This window comes from Chryseobacterium sp. OSA05B, from assembly GCF_019970065.1.
Classification (GTDB): domain Bacteria; phylum Bacteroidota; class Bacteroidia; order Flavobacteriales; family Weeksellaceae; genus Chryseobacterium.
In genome coordinates, this window is the sequence record NZ_JAHXYH010000002.1 from 147,595 (window position 1) to 168,143 (window position 20,549).

Annotated in this window: 22 protein-coding genes; 17 read left to right on the forward strand and 5 right to left on the reverse strand. The window is 38.3% G+C overall.

Features of this window, described 5'->3' with window-relative positions:
* Positions 1–106: 106 nt before the first annotated feature.
* Both LC419_RS08065 and LC419_RS08070 read left to right on the forward strand, forming a co-directional pair.
* Positions 107–556 (forward strand): hypothetical protein, encoded by a 450-nt coding sequence (locus LC419_RS08065; RefSeq protein ID WP_223606857.1) that lies wholly within the window; start codon positions 107–109, stop codon positions 554–556.
* A gap of 322 nt (positions 557–878) precedes the next feature.
* Positions 879–1,115 (forward strand): phosphate ABC transporter substrate-binding protein, encoded by a 237-nt coding sequence (locus LC419_RS08070; RefSeq protein ID WP_223606858.1) that lies wholly within the window; start codon positions 879–881, stop codon positions 1,113–1,115.
* Positions 1,116–1,873: 758 nt separating this feature from the next.
* Here LC419_RS08070 and LC419_RS08075 read toward each other — a convergent pair.
* From LC419_RS08075 to LC419_RS08085, 3 genes are read right to left on the reverse strand one after another with little or no spacing between them, the layout of a single operon-like run.
* Positions 1,874–2,062 (reverse strand): hypothetical protein, encoded by a 189-nt coding sequence (locus tag LC419_RS08075; protein ID WP_223606859.1) that lies wholly within the window; start codon positions 2,060–2,062, stop codon positions 1,874–1,876.
* Positions 2,049–2,396 (reverse strand): helix-turn-helix domain-containing protein, encoded by a 348-nt coding sequence (locus LC419_RS08080; protein WP_169236561.1) that lies wholly within the window; start codon positions 2,394–2,396, stop codon positions 2,049–2,051. The genes LC419_RS08075 and LC419_RS08080 overlap by 14 nt, the downstream gene beginning before the upstream one ends.
* 12 nt (positions 2,397–2,408) lie before the next feature.
* The gene (locus tag LC419_RS08085) at positions 2,409–2,780 is read right to left on the reverse strand and encodes a transposase (RefSeq protein ID WP_306666572.1); all 372 of its coding nucleotides are present in this window, start codon (positions 2,778–2,780) and stop codon (positions 2,409–2,411) included.
* Between the two features lie 703 nt (positions 2,781–3,483).
* Between LC419_RS08085 and LC419_RS08090 the strand changes: the two genes are divergently transcribed.
* Positions 3,484–5,022: a SulP family inorganic anion transporter gene (locus tag LC419_RS08090; protein WP_223606860.1), complete on the forward strand. Its 1,539-nt coding sequence runs from the start codon at positions 3,484–3,486 to the stop codon at positions 5,020–5,022.
* A gap of 216 nt (positions 5,023–5,238) precedes the next feature.
* On the opposite strand, the gene fusA is transcribed toward LC419_RS08090, so the two are convergent.
* Positions 5,239–7,305: an elongation factor G gene (fusA, locus tag LC419_RS08095; protein ID WP_223606861.1), complete on the reverse strand. Its 2,067-nt coding sequence runs from the start codon at positions 7,303–7,305 to the stop codon at positions 5,239–5,241.
* 512 nt (positions 7,306–7,817) lie between these two features.
* Between fusA and LC419_RS08100 the strand changes: the two genes are divergently transcribed.
* From LC419_RS08100 to LC419_RS08140, 9 genes are all read left to right on the forward strand, one after another.
* A complete protein-coding gene (locus LC419_RS08100) occupies positions 7,818–8,486 on the forward strand; it encodes an HAD family hydrolase (RefSeq protein WP_223606862.1) in 669 nt (222 codons plus the stop codon).
* 6 nt (positions 8,487–8,492) lie between these two features.
* Complete coding sequence (locus tag LC419_RS08105; RefSeq protein ID WP_223606863.1) at positions 8,493–9,317, forward strand: phosphoribosyltransferase family protein; 825 nt, start codon at positions 8,493–8,495, stop codon at positions 9,315–9,317.
* Complete coding sequence (locus LC419_RS08110) at positions 9,307–9,864, forward strand: TerD family protein (protein ID WP_223606864.1); 558 nt, start codon at positions 9,307–9,309, stop codon at positions 9,862–9,864. The genes LC419_RS08105 and LC419_RS08110 overlap by 11 nt, the downstream gene beginning before the upstream one ends.
* Positions 9,865–9,866: 2 nt before the next feature.
* Positions 9,867–11,036, forward strand: a complete 1,170-nt coding sequence (locus LC419_RS08115; RefSeq protein ID WP_223606865.1) for a toxic anion resistance protein — start codon at positions 9,867–9,869, stop codon at positions 11,034–11,036.
* A gap of 40 nt (positions 11,037–11,076) precedes the next feature.
* Positions 11,077–12,000, forward strand: a complete 924-nt coding sequence (locus LC419_RS08120) for a hypothetical protein (protein ID WP_223606866.1) — start codon at positions 11,077–11,079, stop codon at positions 11,998–12,000.
* Between the two features lie 59 nt (positions 12,001–12,059).
* Entirely contained in the window at positions 12,060–12,668 is a 609-nt protein-coding gene (locus LC419_RS08125; RefSeq protein ID WP_034703446.1) for a TerD family protein, read from the forward strand.
* 175 nt (positions 12,669–12,843) lie between these two features.
* On the forward strand, positions 12,844–13,887 hold the full coding sequence (locus LC419_RS08130) for a TerC/Alx family metal homeostasis membrane protein (protein ID WP_223606867.1): 1,044 nt from the start codon (positions 12,844–12,846) through the stop codon (positions 13,885–13,887).
* Between the two features lie 169 nt (positions 13,888–14,056).
* Entirely contained in the window at positions 14,057–14,584 is a 528-nt protein-coding gene (locus tag LC419_RS08135) for a TetR/AcrR family transcriptional regulator (RefSeq protein WP_223606868.1), read from the forward strand.
* Positions 14,585–14,586: 2 nt separating this feature from the next.
* Entirely contained in the window at positions 14,587–15,000 is a 414-nt protein-coding gene (locus tag LC419_RS08140; protein ID WP_223606869.1) for a nuclear transport factor 2 family protein, read from the forward strand.
* Between the two features lie 74 nt (positions 15,001–15,074).
* Here the strand turns inward: LC419_RS08140 and LC419_RS08145 are convergent, their stop codons facing one another.
* Positions 15,075–16,079 (reverse strand): catalase, encoded by a 1,005-nt coding sequence (locus LC419_RS08145; RefSeq protein WP_223606870.1) that lies wholly within the window; start codon positions 16,077–16,079, stop codon positions 15,075–15,077.
* 329 nt (positions 16,080–16,408) lie between these two features.
* Here LC419_RS08145 and LC419_RS08150 point away from each other — a divergent pair, with 329 nt between their 5' ends.
* The 5 genes from LC419_RS08150 (at position 16,409) to LC419_RS08170 (ending at position 20,442) form a co-directional block, all read left to right on the forward strand.
* Entirely contained in the window at positions 16,409–16,843 is a 435-nt protein-coding gene (locus LC419_RS08150) for an FKBP-type peptidyl-prolyl cis-trans isomerase (protein WP_223606871.1), read from the forward strand.
* Between the two features lie 266 nt (positions 16,844–17,109).
* The gene (locus LC419_RS08155) at positions 17,110–18,060 is read left to right on the forward strand and encodes a hypothetical protein (RefSeq protein WP_223606872.1); all 951 of its coding nucleotides are present in this window, start codon (positions 17,110–17,112) and stop codon (positions 18,058–18,060) included.
* Positions 18,061–18,126: 66 nt separating this feature from the next.
* Positions 18,127–18,537, forward strand: a complete 411-nt coding sequence (locus LC419_RS08160; protein WP_223606873.1) for an Rrf2 family transcriptional regulator — start codon at positions 18,127–18,129, stop codon at positions 18,535–18,537.
* 57 nt (positions 18,538–18,594) lie between these two features.
* Positions 18,595–19,248 carry an NAD(P)-dependent oxidoreductase gene (locus tag LC419_RS08165; RefSeq protein ID WP_223606874.1) on the forward strand — a complete coding sequence of 218 codons (654 nt, stop codon included), beginning with the start codon at positions 18,595–18,597 and terminating at the stop codon, positions 19,246–19,248.
* 18 nt (positions 19,249–19,266) lie between these two features.
* Positions 19,267–20,442, forward strand: coding sequence for an MBL fold metallo-hydrolase (locus LC419_RS08170; protein ID WP_223606875.1), 1,176 nt, complete (start codon positions 19,267–19,269; stop codon positions 20,440–20,442).
* Positions 20,443–20,549 lie beyond the last annotated feature (107 nt).

Here is a 20,549-nt window from a genome sequence, read left to right on the forward strand (position 1 = left end):
AAGTCTTGAATTTTTGGTTCTTTTGCTTCAAGGCAAAATGAACAAATATCCTAATTTTAAGATTGCTTCGTCATTCCATTCCTCACAATGACAAAATAAAAATACCATGCCAGAAACCTACCAATATCAGGGAAATTCATTTATAAAAGAAGATTTAACACATCTTTGTCTGTGTCCTTGCTGCGGAGCGCCCGATTGTGGCGAAGAATATATGTTGCTGACAAAATCGGAAGGGAAGCAGGAAGCGATACTCTTTGGAGGCGGAACTTTCAGAGGATATTTAAATTATTGGTTTTATGAAGGGATTACCCCGGAAGAGTACAACACATTGCCGGAATTTGTAAGACAAAACAATGAATGCACCGGCTGGCAGGATATCAGTGCTCAATGTACAGAGATCGATTCAGATGATTTTCTGCTGACATTAGAATCCATAAAAAATGGCAGCCGTAAGGAATATCTGTATGATGACTTTGAAAACTACTATTATCCCGTTTTTAAAAAATTTGCAGAAGAGGCTATGAGAAAAAGACAAAAACTGTATATCAGTATTTAAAAAAAATAAAATAAACTGCGTAAAAAGAATGCGCACTTCAAAGATAACTTTGCATTGTTATTGATCCGGTGCCGTAAGAAAAGAACTTCTTCGACTTTTCATTGAACAGAGTCTTTTCGCCAGATGCCCGGTAAAAACAGACCAATGCCGTACAATAAGCGTTTCATCGTCAAACTTCCAATTTGAATACATTCAAAAACGCTTATGACTTATTGCTTGGTTTTTATACAATGAAAAGATAAAATATTAAAAACCAGTAACCATGAAAATTGATAAAACCTGTCTTAAAGGAACGGTGTATTGAGGTTAATTCTCAATAGACATGAAAAAATTCAAGACATTAAAACAATCTTTCGGGATCAATGGATATGGACTCATTGACTTTCCGAAGAAAATTTCCGGAATACAAATCTCTAGATTAAAGTATGGAAATGAAATGGGCTGTTCGTATTGCTTTCCGCACGGTTTTGAAACGGCGAATTCCCATCAGGAAAACTCCCAGAGAAACTGGAAAAAATACAGAAACACCCGTTGGAAAAATACAAAGCAGGTGCCGTAAAACAGAATTGCTTCGTTGGGTGACAGCAATATAGGTTCGAATCCTGTTCTGGAAACAGATGGCGTAAGGGTATCGCTCTGTCGTAAGTTTCTGTTTGGCCTAATGCCCTGCTTACAAATAATCAAGTGTCGTTTTAGGATCATACTTCGGGATTTAAAAACATAGGGTCGCAGGTTCGATTCCTGCCTTTTCCCTCGAAAAGGAGAAGTAGCTCAGCAGGTAGAGCGCATGCACGGAAGATCCTTTCATTATTACCTTGATTTAAAAATAAAGAGTATGATTTAGAGAAAACAGACTCAATGTAAAACGAGTCAATAAATTGAAAATAAAAAAGTTAAGTGTCGTCTCAGAATCATACTTCGATTACGGTTCACCAGGTTGCAGGTTCGAATCCTGCCGTCTCTTTTGTAAAGGGATTGTAGTTCAATAGGCAGAGCAGGTGAAAAAGAAAGATTCTAACATTATAACCTTGACTTCAATAAAAGAGTGCCGTAGAAAAGGCTTACTTCGAGTCGGAAAATTAGACCTGAAAATCTAAGAAAAGTGCAGTATCCCCGAATAACAGTAAGGAAAAAGATGCATGTCTGTCTTTTCGCCTTTTGCCTCTTTTTTAATTAAAAATATAAACAAGTGCCGTAGAACAGTGTTACTTCGCTCATCACGACGGGGTCACGGGTTCGAGTCCCGTCTCTTCCACAAAAAAACACATTCTATAATAGGAAGAGTAGCTCAGTGGGTTAGAGCACGACAATACACGCTCAGCTGTTGCCTTGTTTTAAAAAATTAAAGTGTCGTACAGGAAAAATACATCGTACCATCTCTTGGGGAGGAATAGCGAAGTCGGTTACTCCGGCAAGGTTATCCGGTTCGAATCCGGCAAACGACAGCCCCGGTTTTCCTGGTCCGCTACCTTTTAAAATCAATGCCGGTGAATTATTCGCCGGCATTGATTACTTGTTCTATTTCTTCTTCGAAGGTTTTTTTCCAGTTCATGATCGTTGTTCTGCTGATCTTATAGGTCCTGGACATATAGCTGGTAGAAAAACCATGTTTGTTTTGATACTGCAAAAGCTTGAACATTGTTTTTTTATCATAGGTTTTAAGCTTCTGATTGTTGATCTGGCTCTCTTTCGACTGTGCAAAAATCTTGTCATTGAAATTCAATACATCTTCAGTCGTATTGAGTTTTCCGAGGAGCTCCTTGATTTTTGGGTCTTTCAGCTTTTCAGGATGTTCCAGCCTCAGCATATCGTAGTAGATCTTCTTGTAATTGGGACGCATAGTGAGTTCTGTTTATCCGTTAGTATTATCATTATTTTTCTGAAGCCATCTATGAAGCGTGCTTTTTGGAATAGAATATTCTTTAATTACCTCGCCGTAGGTCATCTCACCGGACAAAATCCTTTTCATGATAAAATCTTTGATTTCCTGGGTGTAAATATTTTTCCTGAAATAAGGAATTTTATCAGATTTCTTCTGGTCCTGGTTTTTCTTCACGGCAGATGGCGGTGCATAGAGGATAAGATGTGAACTGTAAAGTCTGAAAAAATCATATTCCAGCAGCTTGCTCCACCTTAAAAGCAGTTCCGCATCTATGGATTTGCTTTTGTAAACATTTTCAATAAACTCATCATCTTTATTGAGAAAATTGCAGATCCTCTCCATGGGTATCTCATTTTCATCAACCATCTCCTTGATAAACTTTCCTATATGAATTTCTTTATATAACATGTTTTGAGTACTATTTCTTGTTAATTCACGAATTAAAATCAACAGATCATATATTTCACTCTTACAGTGAATGAATGGACTGTCTGAACAATAAAATTACGCTAAGAAAATCTCAGCGGCAGCAAAAGGGGAATGTCAAGCTCTGTGCTATACTTGGCAGGTGTACAGCCGGCAGTCGGTGGGGCGGTCTGCCGATAAATTAGTTTTCAGGTTATGTGTCTTAAAAATACTTTTTTCTTCTATTTCCTTCTGCGGTATCCTTATTCAATGGGTTCAGGTAAGACCTCTTTCATGCTTCAGACTTCTTTTCTGTAAGAATATTTATAACCTATTAACGCTCTTTCATGCAGTTTTATTCGTAATATTTTTGACTATTGACCTTAGTGTAAACAGATTATTATGCCTGTTAATTTTTAATTAATAAGTAAATAATTTGTTTGTTCGTTTTCAAATTTAAATAAAAAATTGAACCTAATTCTTAAAAGTGCATAAAAAATCTACTTAAAAGCAAAATTTAATTAAAATTAACAAATTAAATACACATATGTGTGAATTATTTTTATGATCCTTTAATGGTAGGAAAAAACAAAAAATACCCATTGTATTCCATCCTTCAAGTATATACCTTTGCAGTTCAATGAAAAATACCATAAGCTTATTCGATTTTTCGAAAAAAATAAATTATAAAAATGAGCTCCTGGCAGGCTTTACAGTAGCCATGACCATGATTCCGGAATCGCTCTCGTTTGCAATTCTGGCCGGACTTTCTCCGCTTACAGGATTGTATGCAGCTTTTATGATGGGGATTGTAACCGCCGTTTTGGGTGGTCGTCCCGGAATGGTTTCAGGAGGCGCTGGCGCTACCATTGTTGTACTGATTGCTTTGATAAAATCTCACGGTATAGAATATCTTTTTGCCGCTGTTGCCCTTGCAGGAATCTTTCAGATGCTGGTAGGAATTTTCAAACTTGGGAAATTTGTCAGGCTCATTCCGCAACCCGTGATGTACGGCTTTTTAAATGGTCTTGCGATCATTATTTTTATGGCTCAGGTAGAGCAGTTTAAAATTACAGACAGTTCAGGAGTCTCCAGCTGGCTTCACGGAATGCCCTTGTATATTATGGCGGGACTGACAGCTCTTACGATTGCTATCGTATACTTTTTTCCAAAGATCACAAAAGCGGTTCCTGCATCATTAGTTGCCATTATCGTAGTTTTTGCGGTGGTTCTCGGTTTTAATATTCCTACGAAAACTGTTGCGGATATTGCCTATATCAGTGGAAATCTTCCAAGTTTTCATATTCCTCAGATTCCTTTTACTTTGGAAACCTTGCAGATCATATTTCCGTATGCGATGGTGATGGCAGGAGTCGGGCTTATAGAATCTCTTCTAACCCTGTCCATGGTAGATGAAATCACCAATTCAAAAGGGAATGCCAATAAAGAATCAGTAGCTCAGGGTATCGCGAATATTACGAATGGTTTTTTCGGAGGAATGGGTGGCTGTGCTATGGTTGCCCAGACATTAGTGAATCTCAATGCAGGTTCAAGAGCCAGACTCTCGGGAATTATCGGATCATTGATGATCTTAATCATTATTTTATTCGGAGCCCCTTTTATTGAAAGAATACCCATGGCAGCGCTGGTTGGAGTCATGATGATGGTGGCTGTAGGAACATTCCAGTGGGTGTCCATCAGAATTGTCAACAAAATGCCGAAGTCTGACATCGTGGTCGGAGTTACGGTGGCTTTAATTACGGTAATTCTTCATAATCTGGCATTGGCCGTTCTGGTAGGGGTTGTGATCGCTGCTCTGGTCTTTGCGTGGGATAATGCCAAAAGAATCCGTGCAAGAAAATCTACCGATGAAAATGGAGTGAAGCACTATGAAATATATGGTCCCTTATTTTTCGGCTCGGTGACGGCATTCATGGATAAATTTGATCTGATGGATGATCCGGATGAAGTCGTTGTAGATTTCAGGGAAAGCCGTATTGTAGATATGAGTGCCATTGATGCTTTGGATAAATTGTCAAAACGCTACAGTCAGCAAAATAAAAAACTCTATCTGCGCCACCTCAGTGAAGACTGCCGTGCCATGCTGAAAAATGCGGAGGCCGTGATTGAAGTGAATATCCAGGAGGATCCTACGTATAAGGTGATGCCGGAGAGGTAGGGGATTGGAAATTGAAAGATTTAAAAATCTGTGTCATTTGTGAAACCTGGGGGAGATTAAAGAATTATCTATTAGAATAAAGATTGGAAGATAGGAGCAGTATCAAAAAGATCTGTGTTACCTGAGAAATCTGCGGGATATAAAAATTTACTATTCACATTTCACGACGACAATAACCAAACAAGGACTGTAAAATCACTTTACAGCCCTCGTTTTTTAGGTTATTAATGTATTCGCAATGAAATCCGGCACCAAAGCATAGTGTGACAGTTTCATGCTGATCGAAGCTCTTCCGCTCGTCAGCGTTCTCAGATCGGAAATATATCCGAACGTTGAGGCCAACGGAACTTCCGCTGTGAAAATCTTTCTTCCTGATCTTTCATCAATAGACGAAATAATTCCCCTTCTCCGGTTAATATCAGCCGTTACGGCGCCTGTGTACTCTTCAATACTCTGAATTTCAACCTGCATGATGGGCTCCAGAAGCTTAGGACTGCATGATAAAGCCGCCGCTCTGAATCCATCTCTCGCGGCATTTTCAAAATCAAATGCACCAGAATCCTGAGCATGGAAAGCCCCGTCAAGAAGTCTGATCTTCATACTTTCCAAAGGATAACCTTTTAAGGGTCCGTTTTCCATGGCTTCCCTGAAACCTTTTTCTACGGAAGGAATAAATTCACCCGGAATAACACCTCCTTTGATCAGATTACTGAATTCCAATCCAGGTTCATTATTTTCTCTCGGCCCGATTTCAAAAGTGATATCGGCAAACTGTCCGCTTCCTCCATTCTGCTTCGAAAGCTTTTCCCTGTGCGTTCTGGTTTCCGTTAAAATCTCACGGTAAGACACTTTAGGTTTCCCTTGATTGACTTCTATACCGTGATTCAGACGTATCTTTTCCAGAGTGACCTCAAGATGAAGCTCACCCAGACCGCTCAATAGAGTTTCTCCGGTTTGTCTGTCTCTTTCCACCACTAAAGAAGGATCTTCTTCCTGAATTTTAGCCAGAACCAAACCGAAAGATTTCTCATCACTGTTCGTTTTAGGCTCTATCGAAACCCTGATCACAGGAGCAGGAATGGTAATCGCTTCCAGAAGGACAGGTTTTTCTACTGCGGATAAAGAATCTCCGGTTTTGGCGTCCTTAATTCCTGTTAAAGCCACAATATCACCCGCTTTTCCTTCCTCTACCGATAAGGTTTTATCAGACTGCATCTTCAGAATTCTCGATATTCTGAAACTTTCCCCTGTCCTTACATTCAGAACCGTGTCGCCAGATTTGATCGAACCGGAATACAGACGGAGCATGGCAAGCCTTCCCATATGTTTATCGATTAAGACTTTAAAAACAAGTCCTGAAAAAGTTTCCCTTTCATTTCTTACGAGTTCTACAGTTTCTTCCGTATCGGGATCTTTCCCCTGAACGGCTGGAAGCTGATCCGGTGCCGGAAAATAAGTGACTACTGCATCCAGAAGCGGCTGTACCCCTTTATTTTTAAAGGCAGAACCACAGAGAACCGGAACCGCAGCGCCTGATCTGCAAACTTTCTGTAAAGCTTCAGTGATCATTTCCCCGGTAATGCTGTTTTCAGGATCCATGAACATCTCAAAGAATGTTTCATCGTATTCTGCGAGGGTTTCCATTAATTTCATCCTGTATTCATAAGCATCCGCTTTATGATCCTCTGGAATTTCCTTTTCAATAATGGTTTCTCCGTTTTCGTCCGTCCAGTATAAAGCTTTCTGTCTGATTAAATCAATCACTCCCTCAAATTGGGCTTCAGCTCCGATCGGGATCTGAAGGGCCATAGGAACTGCATTAAGTTTCTTTTCAATTTCCTTAAGAACCGCAAAGAAATCCGCTCCGATTCTGTCCATTTTATTGATGAAACATATCTTGGAAATTCCATGTTTCTCAGCCTGGAACCAAACATTCTCGGTTTGTGGCTGAACCCCTGAAGAGGCACAAAACACAGCAACAACGCTATCCAGAACTCTTAAGGAACGTTCGACTTCTACTGCAAAATCGATGTGTCCGGGTGTATCGATGATATTGATGTTATAAACAGTTTCTCCTTTTTTCCATTGTGTGGAAACAGCTGCGGATGAGATGGTGATTCCTCTATTTTTCTCCTGGATGTCTTTATCCATAGTGGTATTTCCATCGTCCACATTTCCGATCTTATGTATGAGGCCTGTGTAATAAAGAAGTCTTTCCGTTAAAGTGGTTTTTCCTGCATCTACGTGTGCTATAATTCCTATATTTCTTGTGTTATATTTCATTTTGCTGAATTTAAATTGTTGATTTTGAGAATACGGCTAGGTATTCTCCTCGTTTTGAGGTCTGGAAAATAAGGCAGCAAAAAAGACCCATCTGAACAGATAGGTCTTCAATATATTTTTAGTAATAAAAGATCTAAGGAACTATTCAGATAAATATTTAGTGCTGCCAGAGTACACAGCTCTCACAGGGTTACTTAAAGTTATTATATTTATCATTGTTGTTGACATTGTTGATTTTTAATCGGTTGCGAAATTAGATAAATTTTTTAATTGTCCAAAATTTTTTAGATAAATTTTTTGATCGGCAAATTTAAACAAATGGTTAAGCCGGACTGTCATCAATAGAAAAGTAGGTGAAAATTCATAAAAATTTCTTAAAACAGAGAAGTACGTAATGCTTTTCTAAGAAAAATTTTATCTTTGGAAAGAATACCCAATTAAACACTTGTTGATGATTAAATAATTTTAAATCTTTTTCAAGAAAGCTAAATAAAACTTTTAACTTAAAACTATTGAAAACGGATATCGACATTCACAACCACTGTCATTTTTCTTTTGACCTGTGGCTCACCCTAATCAAATCTCACCCTGAATTTAAAACAAAAAGAGTTGAGCTGTTCACCTCGTTTTTTAATATTGACAAACCCATTGAGGAGGTTGCGAAAACCGTAAAATATTACGACGATCTCTGCAATACGATCAATGAGGTTACAGGAGGAAATATTGATACTTTTGAAATGTATTTACTGATTCTTGGTTCGCTGGATGTAGATGTAAAACAATTGGATAAAGAAAAACTGGACGGGTTTTATCTGAAAAGCGAAGAACTGTTTCTGGAATACAAGCCTGTTGTCATTTTCGAAAACATAAAAGAATTTTTTGATCAGATCAAGAATGAAGGAAAAACGGTAAATATTCTGAGTAATACAGGATTTATCAAAGGAAAAACGATGAGAAAATTTCTGATTCAGGAAGAGCTGGATCAGTATATAGACTTCCATATTTATTCGGATGAGATCAATATTTCAAAACCGAATCCTCTTATTTTTCAGGAAGTGAAAAACAATCTTAAAGACCGGGATCTTCCGATGCACCGTATCCTGCACATTGGAGACAATCCCGTGGCAGATTATAAGGGAGCGAAAGATTTCGGCTTCAGTGCCCATTTACTTAAACACTAAATTGATATGAATAAAAGATACAGCTTACACCACATTCATTCCGCGGATGAGTTCACTTTTTCACCCGCAGAATACAGCTATTTCAAATATGGCGATAAGTCGTATGCTGAAAAGTTTGCTAAAGAATTATTCAACGGATTTATTGCAGAGCATGCAGAACTTTTAAACACAGAAAAAGAGATCGTGGTTCTTCCAAGTCCGTATATGGCCATTCCCACGGCTTCTAATTTTTTATGTTTTTTCTTTAAAAAGCATCTGGATCTGTACCTGTTTCAGAAAGGAATGAGATCCAGTATGATCTCCAAGATCAACCGTAACCACACATATATCACGGATTACGGGAATCTTAATTTTGAAGACCGTAAAAATCTGATCGCGAATGATACTTATTATATCGATAAGGATTTTTTACGCGGAAAACTTTGTATTTTTATAGACGATATAAAAATCACGGGAAGCCACGAATTTACGGTGAACAGGATTTTGAACGAATATCATGTGGACGCAGATTTTATGTTCCTCTATTATGCGGAACTGATGAATTTTGACATCGACCCGAAAATTGAAAACCATTTTAATTATTATGCCGTGAAAAACATCAAACACGTGGCAGAAGTAATGACAAAGCCAAGTTTTGAATTTAACACAAGGATCGTGAAATATATTTTAGGCCTGGATTCAAGTAATTTTGACTATCTTACGTCTAAAGTAAAAAAGGAGCAGATGGACCTGCTTCTGGAGCTGGCGATCAGCAACAATTATCATTTAATAAAAGAATACGAAAATAACATCAATACTTTAACACAAACGGAACTATATTATGGCTATTAACTTACAAAAAGGACAAAGAGAAAACATTAACGCACCTAAATTCACTGTAGGTTTAGGATGGGATATCAATAATACTTCTACAGGAACAGGATTTGACCTTGACGCTTCTTTATTTTTATTGGGCGAGGACAAAAAACTGGTTTCAGACAGTCACTTTATTTTCTATAATAATTTAGAATCTCCGGACAAATCTGTGATCCACACAGGAGACAACCTTACCGGTGAAGGTTCAGGAGATGATGAGCAGATCAAGATCGATCTTACAAAAATCGATGCAGCGATTCAGGAAATTACGGTAGTGGTAACCATCCACGATGCTGATGCAAGAAAGCAGAACTTCGGACAGGTGAGAAATTCTTTCATCAGAATTTTCAATACAGATACCAACGAAGAAATCCTGAAATATGAACTAGACGAAGATTTCTCTATTGAAACTGCCGTAGAATTCGGAAGAATCTACAACAGAAACGGAGAATGGAAATTTGAAGCTGTTGGGGCAGGACAGAGAGACGGCCTTGACAAATTCGTATCAATTTATCAAAAGTAATTATGGACAATCAGGAAAATCAACCGATAGATCCAATGGGATCCATTGAACCTCTTAAAACATTTGAACCTGCTCCGATGGCTCCACCGAGCCAGCCTTTACAAAACACGGCACCGGCAGTTCTTGTGGATAGAGAAGGGAACGTCAATCTGACTCAGCTGCAGGTAGAAGAGCGTAAGAAATATGAAGTTCTTGCCAATTCTATTGATGAGACCAATCCCGGTTCCATCGTGAATTACGGAGCTGAGCTTCAGAAAACTTTATCCAATCAGAGTGATAGCTTCTTAGGAAACGTAAGAAGATCGAACTCTGGTGAAGTGGGAGTACTTATCAATGACCTGTTGGTAGAATTGAACTACGTAGATGTTGATGAGCTTCAGCAGAATAAAGTGAAAAGCTTTCTGAGCAAGATCCCGTTCATGAAAAAGGTCATCACGCAGGTGGAAAATCTGTTCACGAAATATGATAAGATCATCAACAATATCGAGCAAATTGCTCACAAAGTAAATGCAGGAATCATCACTTCTACCAAAGATAATGCTGTTCTTCAGACTATTTTTGAGAGCAATGTGAATTCTATTAAAGCCATTGAAGAATTGGTGATTGCCGGAAATGTAAGAATGGAAAGAGCTGCCGGCGAATTGGCTCAAATGGAAGCCGATCCGCAGACCTACCAGGATTATCAGATCGCTGATAAAAGAGATTTTATCGCGAGATTAGACCGGAGAATGGCTGATCTTAAAGTGGTACGTATCATCATGATGCAGTCCCTTCCACAGATCAGACTGGTACAGAATAACAATGTTTCTATCGCTGAAAAAGCACAGACGATCCTTACCACGACACTTCCGGTTTGGAAAAACCAGCTTTCACTGGCAGTAGCGATGTACAGACAGCAGCAGAATATCGAGATCCAGCAGAAGGTATCTTCTACTACGGAAGCGATTCTGAAGAAAAATGCAGAACGTCTGGGTCAGAATTCAGTGAATGTAGCGAGAGCGAACGAGCAGACCATCGTATCTGTGGAAACATTGAGAGAAACAACTTCAATGCTTATCAACACATTGAATGAAGTGAAGCAGATCCAAAAACAGGGTGCTGAAGGAAGAAGAAAACTGGATCAGGATCTTCAGACACTGGAGCATGAATTAAAAGCAAACGTCAGAGGTTAATTAACAGGATACCAAGGTGGGGGATGATGCAGCAACCATAATGTCTCAGAGCAAAAGAAGATTAACCAAGCTTAAACTTCTTGCTAATTTTTTTGAACATATTGATATCATATCTATTTACATCAAAACGGATATCATCCACAATTTGTTTCAGGAAAATACAGCGCTGGACTACAATAAGCTGGAACTTTTCCACCTGCAGTATACCGACAGCCTCATAGAACTTCTCACCAAAATAAAAAGGCAGAAGGAAAATGATATGTTGGCTGTGATTAATGAAATAGACGTTAATAATAAATATATTGAAGGTTTTGAGGAAAGACGGGTAGACAGTTTTCAGACTGACCGGAAGATGTACAGCGGTATATTTTCCCAACATCTGAAAATGCTTTACAAAGACCTTACTGAAGATATTTTTACGGCAGACTGGAACAATGTCCTGTATTTCCATAAAAAATACGGACAGGAATTCTACAGGAACAATGCAGATGAAGAGCAGCTGAAACCCCAGCCTTTTCCGGCCTATCAGTACAAAGATTATTCTATAGAAAGGAAACTTTTGGGAAGACTCAATATCCAGAGTTTTAAAGTACGTTTTGTCTGCGGTTATCTGATCGGGACTTATGAGTATGAACTCTTCAAGATATTTCAGTCTGATGATCATTTTATTTTCGGCATCGATGATAAAAAACTCTATCTGTTTGACGGGGATCTTGAAAAACTTGATGTTTCCGAGAATCAGTCGAACCAGAGTTCAATTATCAATCAGTTGAAAACAAAAAATGAGCTGCTGGAAAATACGATCACTGAAAGGAAAAGAACGATTCCTGCAGAAGTGGGAAATGTGCTGAAAGACTATCTCAAAAATCTGGAAAATATAGATATTATGAGCAAAATATTTGATTTCGACGAAGAAACGAATATCCTGCGTGCAATGCTTAATTTAAATTTGAATAATAATTAAAGCGAAAGAAAAACAAATCATTTCGCCTTAGAATACATAACAATACTAAACATAAAAAGATGGCTATTAACTTACAAAAAGGTCAAAGAATCAACCTGAAGAAGGAAAACGGTGCTGAGCTTACCCAAGCTTGTGTGGGAATCAACTGGGGAGCAATTGAGAAAAAAGGACTTTTCGGAACTAAAAAAGAAGCAGTAGACTTAGATGGAAGCTGCATCTTATTTGATTCAAACAAGACGCTTACGGAAGTGATTTATTTCGGAAATCTGAAATCAAGAAACGGTTCTGTAAAACATAGCGGTGATGACCTTACCGGGGATGTCAACGGAGATGACGGATTAGACAATGAAGTAATCACAGTAGATTTCAGCCAGCTGGAGCCTAACGTAGAACACGTTGCATTGGTACTGAACAGCTACCAGGGACAGGATTTCGGAACAATTCCTTTCGCTTCTATCCGTATCTATGAAGGAACGCCTACCAATGTAAGAGAAGTTTTCGCTAAATATGACATCGCTAATGATGCTTCTTTCAAAGGACACGTTGCCATGGTAATGGGGGTTTTCTACAAAAGAAACGGAGAATGGAAATTCAACGCGATCGGAGATCCTACTTCAGACAGAAAACTGGAACAGACGATCCAGACGGTTCAGGCCAATTATTTATAATCAATAGATCATCAGTAAGAAAGAGCTTTGGTTCATTCGAAAAAAATGAATAGTTTTATAGGCTTGAGCTAAAACTTATTGACCCTATTGATATCAAATAAAAAACATTAAAAATTAGCAATATTTGTGCATACTGTACATCTATTGCTTTTATCATATAATAACATAAACTGAAGTGGAACATCAAAGTATTTTAGAATTGCACCCGGGCTTGGTGTGGGGATTTGCGGTAACGGTAGTTATCATGCTGCTCCTGGATTTAGGAGTATTCAACAAAAAAAGCCATGAAGTATCATCCAAAGAAGCTACCATCTGGTCTATCGTATGGATTTCACTATCCATGATATTCTCCGGAGTAGTGTATTGGGTTTTCAATACAGACGGAAGTCCTGAAAGCCACGCTGTGGCCGTAGAGAAATTTACACAGTATCAGGCCGCCTACTGGATTGAAAAGGCCCTCTCTGTGGATAACTTATTCGTATTTATCCTTGTTTTCGGGTTCTTTAAAGTTCCGAAATATCTTCACCACAAAGTGCTCTTCTGGGGAATCATTGGAGCATTGATATTCAGAGCGATATTTATCTTCGCTGGAGTAGGGTTGATCAACCTGACGTATCTTCCTGAAATGAATGTTTTCGGAAAAGCAGTTCAGATCAACGTGGTAATGGCCCTTTTCGGTCTGTTCCTTGTCTATGCCGGGATTAAATCCTGGGGTGACGGAGGTGACGATGACGACGAAGATTACAGCAATACAGCCGGTGCAAGGCTGATCAAAAGCTTCTGGAAAGTTTCCGATAATTATGATGGTGATAAATTCTTCACGATCCAAAACGGAATCAAGATGGCAACACCACTTTTAGTAGTAGTTGGGGTTATTGAATTTACCGACGTTCTTTTCGCGGTAGACTCTATTCCGGCGATCTTTGCGATCTCCAATGACCCGTTCATCCTGTATACATCCAATATTTTCGCGATCTTGGGATTAAGATCTTTATATTTCCTGTTGGCGAACTTTATCCACATGTTCAGCAAGCTTCCTTACGGACTGGCGATTATCCTTTCATTTATCGGGGTAAAAATGCTGATCGCTCCGTGGATTCATATTCCGTCTCCGGTTTCATTGGGAATCGTAGGAGGAGTATTGGTGCTTTCTGTTCTTATATCCATTATGTTCCCTGAAAAGGAAGATGAGGAAAAAGAGAAACTGGAAGATAAATAAATCTTAAGAATTTTCTTAAAAAATAGAAGTCCATGAAATTAAATTTCATGGGCTTTTTTTATGATGAACCAAACCTATTTTTGATTTAAAACAATAGTATAAAAAAAATAGACAGACCTGTCTGTATGTATTGGATTTTGTTGTACATTTGTCCTATAAATTAAAATAGATGGCATCACCAAGAGATAGAATTGTTCATACGGCTTCCGGTTTATTTGGTAGGCAGGGGTATAATTCTACAGGTATCAATCAGATTATTTCTGAAGCTAAAGTAGCCAAAGCAAGTTTCTACCAGTACTTCAAATCTAAAGATGACTTGTGTGTAGAATACCTTAAAGTAAGACACGAATATTGGTTTAGTGAACTGAATCATTTTTGTGCACAGGAAGAAACCCCGAAATCAAAAACCTTAAAATCTTTCGATTTTCTGATCCATATGAACCAGAAAGAACATTTTCAGGGCTGCAGCTTTCTTAATATTTTATCGGAAATTCCTGTAGATAATGTAAAGATTTTAACGGTGATCCAACATCACAAAATGGATCTCAGAACCTATTTCTCAGAACTGTTGGAAGAGGAAGAACTTTCAGACCATATTTATTTACTGTTTGAAAGCAGTCTTATAGAAAGTCAGCTTTTTAAATCCAATGAACTCATCGAAAGATCAAAAAAAATAATTAATCATTTAATTTCTTAAAAATGGAACAGAAACACCCGCTTCCGCCTTTCACGCTTGAAACCGCAAGAGAAAAAATACAGATGGCAGAAGATGCCTGGAATAGTCAGGATCCGGAAAGAGTATCCAAAGCATATACGACTGACAGCGAATGGAGGAACAGAGATACTTTCATTAACGGAAGAGAAGAGATTGTAACTTTTCTGCAGAAAAAATGGGAGAAAGAGCTTAATTATCAGCTTAAAAAAGAATATTGGGCCCATACCGACAACCGAATTGCTGTCCGCTTTGAATATGAATACCAAACCCAGGATGGAAATTGGTTCAGAGCATATGGCAATGAAAACTGGGAGTTTGATAACAACGGGCTTATGCAAAAAAGATATGCCAGTATCAATGATGTAAACATCAAAGAAGAAGACCGGAGGTTTAAATAATAATATAAAGACAGCCCGAAAAGAGTAGTCTTTTTTTGTAGATATCGGAATGGGTAAGGTTTACGCCTTTAAATTCATTGATGTTTGTGCAGCAGCTTGTTAATCTTCCTTCTCGTCTGCACAGATACTTTATAAGCTTCATCACGCAGTTTCTGTATCTTTCCTACAGGCTGGAAAAAGATTTTACTTTCAAATGGATTGAATGACAGCAGCTCGTTACTGCAATTCCGGTGATCTAGCAGCTGATCTTTGTTGATTTTCACTTCCCCGATTTTAATATAGGGTGAATTCTTCCATTCCACATTCAGCTTGTTGATAGGCTGTTCTTTCAGGTTATAACAAAACTGGATAAGGACATCGGCCACATAATCATGATCCTGAAAATAATGCTTTAGAGCGTCTTTCATTTTTAATTTCTTGCCAAAATTTTTATCTACGGATTTCGGGACCATCTTTATTTTGATCATATGGTCACCAAGACGGTAGGCACCTACAGAATGATAGTCAAAAGACAGAATAAAATCATTTCTTTTTCCCAGCAGCTTTAAAATATTTCGTGCAAACGACAGGGTACAAACGGAAGGAATTACTTTTACCGCCTGAACTACCAGTGAAAAGAAGCTGCTCCATTTTTTGATATAAAACCGGTTCACGGCAGTAAACAGTTTCAGAAAATGAGAAACCGAATTGGTGGGGAATAAAGGAAAATTAACCAAAGGGAAATTCGCGATCAGTCCGCCTTTCTCGTCTTTTATTTTGACAGCGAATCCGTAAGCAGGAATATCTTTTTCAGAGTTCTTAATTTTCAGATTGGCATTGGAAAGTCTGATGGTCAGATCAAATTTTTCAATGTCAAAGAAAGGAAGAAGTTCTTCAGGAATATTTTTATCGATAAAGAATGTACCATCAGCTGTGGCATAAGTCTTGGCATGTGCATTTCTGGTAGCATAGTCGACATCACTTATGGAAGAAGACTGTTCAACGAAATCAGCAATTGTCTTTTTATTGATTTCGATAAGTTTTTTTTCCTCTTCAGTAAGCTCGTCAAATTTCTTATTATATTTTAGTGGTTCTGGCATTTAGTTTTTAAATTCAATTATAACGCCAAGTTTCTGAATCCGCGTTAACCCAATGTTAAAATTATTTGAATTTTGCGGCAGACAGAGAGGTTTGGGTATAACTTGTTGTTAATCTGTAGTTTAACGGAAAGGGGAGGTGGAAGTCTGAAGATGGAAGAACTCCTGATTTCCCCATTAGTTAGCGGTGATTTAAATTTATTTCTTCATTATATTCTAAACCGACAACTAGCAACCAGCAACATCTTAACCATTATCCCTATCATCCACCTCCATAACTCCCATCTCTTCCATCTTCTCAAAAACCCCTATCTTTGTAAAAAATATCAACAATGGGAGTAGCAGATATGTTATTTAAAAAGAAAAAGGAACAGGCTGAAAAGAACCTTAACGACGGTAAGGAATATATGGTGGAATATGGTAAAAGAGAAAGTGTTGTACAATTGCCAAGCGGTTTGCAGTACGAGATCATTACCGAAGGCGATGGCGCACAGCCGGGACCTAAATCCACAGTAAAATGCCATTACCACGGAACGACCATTTCCGGGAAGGTATTCGATAGCTCTGTAAAAAGAGGAACACCGGCATCTTTCCCTTTAAACAAGGTGATCAAAGGATGGACGGAAGCCCTTCAGCTAATGTCTGTCGGAAGTAAATGGAGACTGATTATTCCTCCGCATTTGGCGTATGGAGATCAGCAAATCAGCAAAGAAATCGGACCGAATTCTACATTGGTTTTCGAAGTGGAATTGCTGGATATTAAATAATCCTGCTTAAAAATAGCTTAAAAATTTACCTGAATTCAGGTAAATTTTTTTATTTGTATTATATTCGTATTGATTAATTACAAAGAATAAGTTTATTGGAGTATTTTTTAGGTTATAGCAATTTAAAACTTTCCACAAAGTTGATGGTTTAAAATTTTATCGTGAATAAAATCCTTGCACCTTAAAGCATTCGAATTTGTTTAAAAGACTTGCGTCCTTTGCAATGATCTAACCACCACACTACACAAAGAAAAAATATAAACTGAATGAGAAAACTCTTTTACCTTTTGGCCGTATTCAGCTTATTGACTTCCTGTGTTTCAAAAAAGAACCAGGTTATCAGGCAGAACATCCTTACGTTAAAAGACAGCTATTGCAAAGCGCCTTTTAAATATAACTACAGTAACAGGGTTCCGTCTTATAATTCGGATTCTATTTTAGCAGCCAATAAAGAACTTCAGGGAACATTTTCTGATCAGAGTATTCTTATCCTGAATGCCCTGGATAACCTTGATGAGGTTCATAAGATCATTGATCTGAAAAAAGATTCTTCCATAGCTGCTCAGGTTAAGGTTTTACAACTTAAAAGCAAGATCAACAGTAAAATCACCATTGCACTTACCGAATTGGATGCCGTAGCTGCAGAATTTGACTGTGAGGGAGAAAGAGTAGCCCAGATCGGAAATTATGTGGATAATCTTAATGATTCCAGAAACAATAAAATGATCCTTTATTCCATTGTAACGGGTGCAGCAGCATCCATTGCCGGTGGTATTGTATCCGATGGAGGATGGAGCAACGCAATTGATATCGGCGGGGGTGTTGTGGGAGCAGGTTTCGGTCTTGCCACATTGAATCCGAAAGGGAAAAAAGTAGAATTTATCCACCAGAGAAACCTTTTAAGAGATATCTGGAGGGAAAAACTGGAGTCCCCGAATTTTCCACCATTTATCTGGTATATGTATACGGAGAAAAAGTTTTCCAATAAAGAGAAACATTCCATTATCAGCAGCATGAAGGAGCGATGGCTTCATTATCAATTTGATGACAGCACAACAGAAGCCGATCAATCTGTGATTTTCAGCGACGGAGGCTTTTACAGGGCTGATGACCTTCACAACCGGGCGGCGATGCTGAATCAGATGCAGTCGGCCACTCGCACGATTAATCAGAATATCAACTATCTGCTGCTGGATCTGGACAAATTAATTCTTTAAGAAAAATTTAACTGTAATAAAATTTGTTACATTTAAAAATTTATCTATCTTTGCCTTGTAATTAAAATGAACAATACAAGATTTGCTACGGCGATACATATTCTGACCTTGTTGGCCAAAAGCCCTCAGGAGTGGCTCACTTCTGAATGGATTGCAGGCAGTGTGAATGTAAATCCGGTGATGGTAAGAAAGGAGTTAAGTGTATTGAGAGAAGCAGGTTTGATTATAAGCAGACAGGGAAAAGACGGAGGAACTCAGCTTGCGAGAAATGCAGATCAGATCACTATTTCAGAGATTTATAAATCTGTGAAAAATACGGATGTTTTGGGAAAAAAGAATCAGAATCCCAATCCGGCATGCAGCGTGGGAAAAGAAGTCAATGTTCATTTAAATACACTGTTTGAAGAAACAGATCAGTTGGTAATTAATTTTTTAGGCGATAAGTCATTGCAGGAATTCAGCGATCAGTTCGAATAAAATTTTTTACCCTTAAATGTAACAAAAGTTATTACAATTTAATTTAAATAAAATATTATGAAAAAAGTATCAGTAATCGGTGCGACCGGTTTTGTAGGGAAACAAGTAGTAAACGAACTAGCATCAAGAGGATACGCGGTGGAAGCTTTGGTAAGAGATGCTTCTAAAGTAGAATCAAAAGAAAACGTGACGGCAAAAAGCGTAGATGTAAACAATACGGAAGAGCTTACAGAAGCTTTGAAAGGAAGTGATGCCGTAATCAGTGCATTCAACGCAGGTTGGACCAACCCAAATCTGTATAATGATTTCCTGAACGGTTCTGTAAATATTGAAAAAGCGGTAGAACAGTCGGGCGTAAAAAGACTGATCGTAGTAGGAGGGGCCGGAAGCCTTTATACACCGGACAATGTACAGATCGTAGATACTCCGGATTTCCCAGAAGCTTACAAACCGGGTGCTACAGCAGCAAGAGATTATTTAAACAAAATCAGAGAAAACAATACCCTTGACTGGACGTTCTTCAGCCCGGCTATTGAAATGAATCAGGCGAATGTAGGAGAGAGAACCGGAAAATACAGAACCTCTCTGGAAACCCCTGTTTTTGATGAAAACGGAAGAAGCCGTCTGTCTGTAGAAGATGTAGCTGCCGTACTGGTAGACGAACTGGAGCAGAACAACCACATCCGCGAGCGTTTTACAGCAGCCTACTAATTCACAAAAAAAATGACAATGTTAAAAAAGAAATTATTCTCACTGGCAGCAGTGCTTGGATTGGTAAGTATGATGTTTGCAGGAAATGTAAAGATCAAAGTATACAATCCCGGTCCGAAAGCCATTTTTCCTATTACTTCGACCATTATTTACGGAGATAAAGATGCTGTACTTATCGATGCCCAGTTTCAGAAGCAGTATGCAGAACAGTTGGTGAAGGAAATTAAAGCAACGGGAAAAAATCTGAAAACAGTTTTTATCTCTCACAGCGATCCGGATTTTTATTTTGGACTCGATGTGATTAAAAAAGCATTTCCCAATGTAAAAATCATTTCCACAGCTCAGACTGTGTATCTGATATCTGCTTCAAAAGATGATAAGATGGCGGTATGGAAACCACAGCTGAAAGAAGATGCCCCCTCAGAGATCATTGTTCCGGAAGCGGCTAATGCCATTCCTGATTTGGAAGGAAATAAAATTGAAATTAAACAGAATGCGGAAGATCCTGCCCACAGTTTTGTCTGGATTCCATCTTTAAAAACAGTGGCCGGCGGTATTTCTGTTTCCGTAGATTCACACATCTGGATGGCAGATACTCAGAATATCAAGGCAATTGATCAGTGGATCGGGCAGATTGATGCGATGAAGGCATTAAAACCTGAACAGGTTATTCCTTCCCATTTTGCAAAATTATCTTTATCTCCACAGTCTCTGGATTTCGTTAAAAACTATCTGGAAAACTATAAAAAGGCAATCACCGAAAACAAAACATCTTCAGGTGTCGTAAATTTTATGGTGAAACAATATCCTGACCTTCACGGAAAAGATGAACTGGAAATGGGAGCGAAAGTTTTCTTTGGAGAAATCAACTGGGAGCTGAAGTCACCCTACCCTGCGATAGGCAACAAAGTGGAAGCTGATTTCGGAACATTTAAATTCGTTTTGGATTTTAAAAACAATAAAGAAATGTCCTTCACAGGCGTTTCCGGAAATGTAAAAGGAAATACAGATACTGTACAGTATACCGTAACAGAAGTAGCCAAGAATATCTTTATGGTGTACTGGCACGAACCCAAACTGGGTTCAAACATTACCCACATTCAGGATTATAACAAAAATATCATTTATACTAATATTGCAGAACCGGACGGATCATTTAAGCATCTTAAAGGAACGCTTAAAATTCTTAAATAATTATAGAAAACTGCTGTCGTATGACAGCAGTTTTTTTATGACCAAAAATCATTAGAAGTATCATTGATTTTTACAAATATGGAATGATTTTTTACAATTATTAAGCT

Excerpts from the sequence above, each read along its gene's own strand:
- LC419_RS08065 (WP_223606857.1), top strand. The coding sequence starts at position 107 with ATGCCAGAAACCTACCAATATCAGGGAAATTCATTTATAAAAGAAGAT.
- LC419_RS08070 (WP_223606858.1), top strand. The coding sequence starts at position 879 with ATGAAAAAATTCAAGACATTAAAACAATCTTTCGGGATCAATGGATAT.
- LC419_RS08075 (WP_223606859.1), bottom strand. The coding sequence starts at position 2,062 with ATGCCGGCGAATAATTCACCGGCATTGATTTTAAAAGGTAGCGGACCA.
- LC419_RS08080 (WP_169236561.1), bottom strand. The coding sequence starts at position 2,396 with ATGCGTCCCAATTACAAGAAGATCTACTACGATATGCTGAGGCTGGAA.
- LC419_RS08085 (WP_306666572.1), bottom strand. The coding sequence starts at position 2,780 with ATGGAGAGGATCTGCAATTTTCTCAATAAAGATGATGAGTTTATTGAA.
- LC419_RS08090 (WP_223606860.1), top strand. The coding sequence starts at position 3,484 with ATGAAAAATACCATAAGCTTATTCGATTTTTCGAAAAAAATAAATTAT.
- fusA (WP_223606861.1), bottom strand. The coding sequence starts at position 7,305 with ATGAAATATAACACAAGAAATATAGGAATTATAGCACACGTAGATGCA.
- LC419_RS08105 (WP_223606863.1), top strand. The coding sequence starts at position 8,493 with ATGAATAAAAGATACAGCTTACACCACATTCATTCCGCGGATGAGTTC.
- LC419_RS08110 (WP_223606864.1), top strand. The coding sequence starts at position 9,307 with ATGGCTATTAACTTACAAAAAGGACAAAGAGAAAACATTAACGCACCT.
- LC419_RS08115 (WP_223606865.1), top strand. The coding sequence starts at position 9,867 with ATGGACAATCAGGAAAATCAACCGATAGATCCAATGGGATCCATTGAA.
- LC419_RS08120 (WP_223606866.1), top strand. The coding sequence starts at position 11,077 with ATGTCTCAGAGCAAAAGAAGATTAACCAAGCTTAAACTTCTTGCTAAT.
- LC419_RS08125 (WP_034703446.1), top strand. The coding sequence starts at position 12,060 with ATGGCTATTAACTTACAAAAAGGTCAAAGAATCAACCTGAAGAAGGAA.
- LC419_RS08135 (WP_223606868.1), top strand. The coding sequence starts at position 14,057 with ATGGCATCACCAAGAGATAGAATTGTTCATACGGCTTCCGGTTTATTT.
- LC419_RS08140 (WP_223606869.1), top strand. The coding sequence starts at position 14,587 with ATGGAACAGAAACACCCGCTTCCGCCTTTCACGCTTGAAACCGCAAGA.
- LC419_RS08145 (WP_223606870.1), bottom strand. The coding sequence starts at position 16,079 with ATGCCAGAACCACTAAAATATAATAAGAAATTTGACGAGCTTACTGAA.
- LC419_RS08150 (WP_223606871.1), top strand. The coding sequence starts at position 16,409 with ATGGGAGTAGCAGATATGTTATTTAAAAAGAAAAAGGAACAGGCTGAA.
- LC419_RS08155 (WP_223606872.1), top strand. The coding sequence starts at position 17,110 with ATGAGAAAACTCTTTTACCTTTTGGCCGTATTCAGCTTATTGACTTCC.
- LC419_RS08160 (WP_223606873.1), top strand. The coding sequence starts at position 18,127 with ATGAACAATACAAGATTTGCTACGGCGATACATATTCTGACCTTGTTG.
- LC419_RS08165 (WP_223606874.1), top strand. The coding sequence starts at position 18,595 with ATGAAAAAAGTATCAGTAATCGGTGCGACCGGTTTTGTAGGGAAACAA.
- LC419_RS08170 (WP_223606875.1), top strand. The coding sequence starts at position 19,267 with ATGTTAAAAAAGAAATTATTCTCACTGGCAGCAGTGCTTGGATTGGTA.